The 5438-nt window shown below is 69.9% G+C and carries 3 protein-coding genes; all 3 read right to left on the bottom strand.

Going from position 1 to position 5438, the window contains the following annotated elements:
- Positions 1-137: 137 nt before the first annotated feature.
- From RWX45_RS03010 to RWX45_RS03020, 3 genes are read right to left on the bottom strand one after another with little or no spacing between them, the layout of a single operon-like run.
- Positions 138-1610, bottom strand: coding sequence for a phosphotransferase (locus RWX45_RS03010; RefSeq protein WP_316022304.1), 1473 nt, complete (start codon positions 1608-1610; stop codon positions 138-140).
- Positions 1607-3334, bottom strand: a complete 1728-nt coding sequence (treS, locus tag RWX45_RS03015; RefSeq protein WP_316022305.1) for a maltose alpha-D-glucosyltransferase — start codon at positions 3332-3334, stop codon at positions 1607-1609. Before treS ends, RWX45_RS03010 begins: the two co-directional genes overlap by 4 nt.
- Before the next feature lie 45 nt (positions 3335-3379).
- Complete coding sequence (locus RWX45_RS03020) at positions 3380-5365, bottom strand: alpha-1,4-glucan--maltose-1-phosphate maltosyltransferase (RefSeq protein ID WP_316022306.1); 1986 nt, start codon at positions 5363-5365, stop codon at positions 3380-3382.
- Between the last annotated feature and the right edge of the window lie 73 nt (positions 5366-5438).

The raw sequence follows: 5438 nt of genomic DNA on the forward strand, positions 1-5438 counted from the left end.
GGCTCGGGGCTGGTGACGTCGGTCATGTTCTCACTCTTCCATGCGACGGGCGGCTGAGGGGGGACTTTATACCGGTGCAACCCGGCGGGGACGACATGTCTCACGTAGCCGACGCTGGCGACGCGGACATGACGCGGTCAAATGGTCAGGATCATCTCGATGCCGTGCAGCGGAATCGCGATCCAGTCGGGGCGGTTGCGCGCCTCGTACACGGCCTCATACAGGGCCTTGTCGAGTTCGAGCGCATTAAGCAGCGTGGCCTCCTGCGGGCTCGGCCGGGACGCCGTGGCGACGTCGACGGGCACCGGGGCTGCGGCCCAGTAGCCGTCCAGGAAGGCGTCGCGCACAGCGGGCAGCCAGTCGGGTCGGGCGGCGCGGCCGACCTCGGCGGCATAGTCGAAGGAGCGCAGCATGCCCGCCACGTCCCGCAGCGGCTGATCCGGCTGACTGCGCTCGGCCAGGGGACGCAGCGGCTCGCCTTCGAAGTCCAGCACGTACCAGCGCTGTTCGGCGTCCGCGTGCAAGACCTGCCCCAGATGGTAGTCACCATGCACCCGCGTGGCCGGCGGCAACTGCGGCAGGGCGGCGAGTTCGGACAGTACTGCCTCGACGCGTTCGCCCAAGTGCGGCAGCTTCGCCTCCAGCTCGGGCACCTCCGTCATTGCCCAGCGAGCGCGCTCGCGCAACGCGCTCGCCAGCTGGGCGGGGGTAGACGGCTCGGTCGTGCCCAGGGAGGCGGCCAGGTGGGTGTGCATCTGGGCGGTGGTAGCACCTAGGTCTCGGGCCAGGGCCAGGGCGCGGGTGCGTGTGGGGCCGTCGCCGTCGTCGTCGCCGGCCAGCGCGCACAGCAGCTCGAAGCCGTCGTCGGCGCGGGGCACGAAGGTGCAGGCGACGGCGGCATCTGCGGTCTGCTCCGCGCCGGTGCCCGGGTCGGCCCAGGTCAGCGTGGACCAGGCCACCGGGGTGCGCACACGATCCCAGCCGTCGCGGGCCAGGGCAACCGACACCTCGACGTCCGGATTGCGGCCGGGTGCGAGCACGCGGAAGAGCTTGACGATGAGGTCGCCGATCGTCGCATCATCCGGTCCGGCCTTCTCCTCGGTGGGGGCGGGCATGACCACGCTGGTGTTGGACTGCTCCCCGGTGGTGACCCGAAGGCGGTCCGCGCGCTGGGCGATCGCCCGGGCCCCGTCTTCGCCGAGCGTGGTGCCGGCCGCCAGGGCGGCCTTAGCCCAGGCGCGCCAGAAATCGGGGTGATGGGCGCCGTCGACGAGGGCGATCGGACTCGCAAGCCCGGCGGTGGACAGAATCAAGCCTTCATTACCGGCCGCCTCGCCGGGGGCGGCGAAGTCGGCGAGCTTATCGGCGGGTGCGAGTACGAGCGGAACGTGTACCAGCACCTGCGCGTCCTCGCCGCGGGGGACGGCGATGAGCAGATCGCGCACGCCGTCGCCCAGGTCCCACCGTCCCGCCAGGCGCAGCGGTCCGACGGGGCGCTCGCCCTTGAGGGGATACCAGCGGCGCTGTGCCATCCACGGCTCCAGCGCCTCCAGCAGGACGGCGTCCTCGGGCCAAGCCGGGGCGGGGGTAAGACGGCTCGGAGCGCTCATTGGTTCTCCTCTCCTGCGGGAATGATGGCGAGCCAACGGTAGCCGCGCGCCGGCAGCCGGGTGGCCAGGCGCCCGCGCGCGTCGATGGGAGACGGCGCTTGGCCGGTGGCGTCCAGCACGATGCGGGTGTCGCAGCCAGCCAGATCGGGCAGTTCCACAACGACGTCGCGTGCTGCGGGCGCCAGGTTAGCCAGGCACAGCAGCGTCTGACCGGGTTCCTGCCCGGCGGGCGCCTGCATGCGGGTGTGCGCCAGGATGGCGGCGTCCGAGGTCTCACGCGGGGTGAAGGTGCCACGCCCCAGCACCGGGTGCTCGCGGCGCACCCGCAGCACGCGCCGCAGGAAGTGCAGCAGCGAGCCCGGGTCCGCCAGAGCATCGGCCACGCAGCGCGGGGCGTAGTCGGGGTCGGCGATCAGCGGCAGGGTGAGAGCAGCGGGGTCCGTGCAGGCGGAAAAGCCCATATTCGCCGAGTGGTCCCACTGCATAGGAGTGCGCACGGCGTCGCGGTCGGGCAGCCAGATGTTCTCGCCCATGCCGATCTCATCGCCGTAATACAGGCAGGGCGAACCCGGCAGGGACAGCAGCAGCACGTGGGCCAGTTCGAGTTCCGCGCGCGAGTCGCCCAGTAACGGCGCCAGGCGGCGGCGGATGCCGACGTTGGCGCGCATCCGGTCCACGGGCGCGTACCAGTGGTACATCTGGGCGCGCTCGGAATCGGACACCATCTCCAGGGTGAGCTCGTCGTGGTTGCGCAGGAAGGTGCCCCACTGTCCGTGAGCCGGCAGCGGCGGGGTCGCCTCAAGCACCGTGCGGATCGCCGTGGCGCTGCCCTCGCGCAGGGCGGCGAAGATGCGCGGCATAACGGGGAAGTGGAAGCACATGGTGCATTCGGGCGCGGAGTCGGTGCCGAAGTAGGCCACTACCTCCTCGGGCATCTGGTTGGCCTCGGCAATGGTGATGGTGCCGGGGAACTCCCGGTCCAGCATTGCGCGCAGGTCGGCCACCAGGCGGTGGGTGCCGGGCAGATTCTCGCAGTTGGTGCCCTCCCGCTCCACCAGGTAGGGGATGGCGTCCAGGCGGAAGCCGTCGACCCCGGTGCGCGCCCAGAAGCGCACCACCTCATGCACTGCCGCCACGACGGCGGGGTTGTCATAGTTGAGGTCGGGCTGGTGAGAGAAGAAGCGGTGCCAGTAGTACTGGCCGCGCACCTCGTCGTAGCTCCAGTTGGAACGCTCGGTGTCCACGAAGATGATGCGGGCATCGGCGTATCCGGCGTCGTCATCCGCCCACACGTAGAAGTCCCCGTAGGGGCCGTCCGGGTCCCGGCGGGATGCCTGGAACCAGGGGTGGGCGTCGGAGGTGTGGTTGAGCACCAGGTCGATGACGATGCGGATGCCCCGTTCATGCGCCTGTTCGACCAGCGTGCGGAAGTCCTCCATGGTCCCGTAGCGGGGATCAACGCCGGTGTAGTCGGAGATGTCGTAGCCGCCGTCACGCATGGGGGAGGGGTAGAAGGGCGGGATCCAGATCGCATCCACGCCCAGCCACGCCAGGTAGTCCAGGCGGGAGGCCAGCCCACGGAAGTCGCCGACGCCGTCGGCGTTGGAGTCCGCGAAGGAGCGCAGCAGCGCCTCGTAAAACACGGCGGTGCGGAACCAGTCCGGATCCGTACTGATGCCGGGGCGCGGCTGGGCGGGGAGCGTGGGAACACCGGGAATGGTCACGGGGCTCCTTCGGTTGTCATCGAGCCGGAAACAAGCGGTCGTCCGTCACAGCGGCTGTACGGAGAACACGTGAGCGACCCGCCCCGCGAAGGGGTCCAGTCGCACATAGTTCTGCCCGGACCAGTCGTAGACGTCCCCGGTCAGCTCATCGGTGACCCGCAGCACGGGCCGGGAGCCATCGACCCAGCCGGGCAGGCCCAGCTGCTCGAGGTTCAAGTAGATCTCTCCCTCGTGAGCGCCGTAGGGGTCGAGGTTGACCACCGTCAGCACGACGTCGTCCTTGCCCGTGGCGGAGTGGGCGGCGTCCACCCGCTTGGAGTAGGCGATGAGCGAGTCATCACTGGTGGGGTGGAACCACACGTCCCGCAACTGCTGCAGTGCGGGGTGGGCGTGCCGGGCGGAGTTGAGCCGGGTGAGTAGATCCTCGATGCCGTTGACCCGGGCGGCGCCGAAGTCGCGCTGCTTGTACTCGTACTTCTCGTTATCGATCTGCTCCTCGTACCCGGGGCGCGGCACGGATTCGGCCAGTTCGTAGCCGGAGTAGATGCCCCAGGACGGCGACATGGTGGCGGCGAGCACGGCCCGCAGCTTGAAGGCCGGCACCTTGCCGTTGGTCATGAAGGGCGTGAGGATGTCATGCGTCGTGGGCCAGAAGGTGGGGCGCATGATGTGCGCGGTCTCCTGGGACAGTTCCACCAGGTAGTCGGTCAGCTCCTCCTTGGTGTTGCGCCAGGCGAAGTAGGTGTAGCTCTGGTGGAAGCCGATCTTGGCCAGGGTGCGCATCATGGCGGGGCGGGTGAAGGCCTCGGCCAGGAAGAGCACCTCGGGGTTGTCCTCGCGCACCTGCCGGATGAGCCGCTGCCAGAAGGGAAGCGGCTTGGTGTGCGGGTTGTCCACCCGGAAGATCGTCACCCCGTGGCTGATCCAAGTGCGCACCACGTCCAGTATCGCCGCGTAGATGCCCTCGGGGTCGTTGTCGAAGTTGAGGGGGTAGATGTCCTGGTACTTCTTGGGCGGGTTCTCGGCATAGGCGATGGAGCCGTCGGCCAGAATCGTGAACCACTCGGGGTGCTCGGCAACCCAGGGGTGGTCCGGGGAGCACTGCAGGGCCAGGTCGAGGGCCACTTCCATGCCGAGCTCCCGGGCCCGCATCACCAGGGCGTCGAAGTCGTCGAAGGTGCCCAGGTCCGGGTGGATGGCGTCGTGGCCGCCCTCGGGGGAGCCAATACCGTACGGGGAGCCCGGGTCATCCGGATGGGCGTCGAGCGTGTTGTTGCGTCCCTTACGGTTGGTGATGCCGATGGGGGAAACCGGGGTGAGATAAAGGACGTCGAAGCCCATAGCGGCGATGCGGTCGAGCCGACGGGTGGCCGACTGTAGCGTGCCGGAGTGCCACAGGCCCTGCTCATCCTTGTGCGCGCCCAGGGAGCGCGGGAAGATCTCATACCAGGAGCCCGCCAGAGCACGGCGCCGGTCAACTTGCAGCGGGTAGGTAGCTGAGGGGGAGACGTAGTCGCGCAGCGGCAGCCGGTCTAATACGGCGGTGACGTCGCCCGACAGCCCGGCCGCCAGGCGGTCGGCGGCGGAGGCGGACTGATCGCGCAGTGCGACGGCGGCGTGCAGGAGGACCTCGGCGTCGGCCTCCTCGCGCCCGGGGACGGCGGCTGCGCGCTCAAGCACGCGGGCCCCTTCCTCCAGCATGAGTTCGACGTCGACGCCGGCGGGAACCTTGACCCCGGCGTCGTGCGCCCAGGTGCCGTAGGGATCCGACCAGCCTTCAACCCGCAGGCCCCAGTCGCCCGGGGCGTCGGCGGCCAGGCGCGCCTCGTAGCGGTCCAGGCCGATGCCGATCTCGTACATGCGGGCGCTGGGGCCGTCGGTGCCGTCGGGGCGCACGAGCACAGCGGTGGCGCCGAAGCGGTCATGCCCCTCCCGGAAGACCGTGGCGCGAATGGGGAAGACCTCGCCCGGCACGGCCTTGGCCGGCCAGCGCCCGTCCTCGACGACGGGGAAGACCTCGGTGACGGGAATACGGCCGACCGGGGCGTAGGGCGCCGGCTGCGGGGTGGGCGGCGCCGCCGAATCGGCGGGGGCTGCGTGGCTG

Source organism: Actinomyces sp. MRS3W (genome assembly GCF_032465695.1).
GTDB lineage: Bacteria > Actinomycetota > Actinomycetes > Actinomycetales > Actinomycetaceae > Actinomyces.

Bases quoted from the DNA above. Each gene is read 5' to 3' on its own strand.
- RWX45_RS03010 (WP_316022304.1), bottom strand. From the start codon at position 1,610: ATGAGCGCTCCGAGCCGTCTTACCCCCGCCCCGGCTTGGCCCGAGGAC.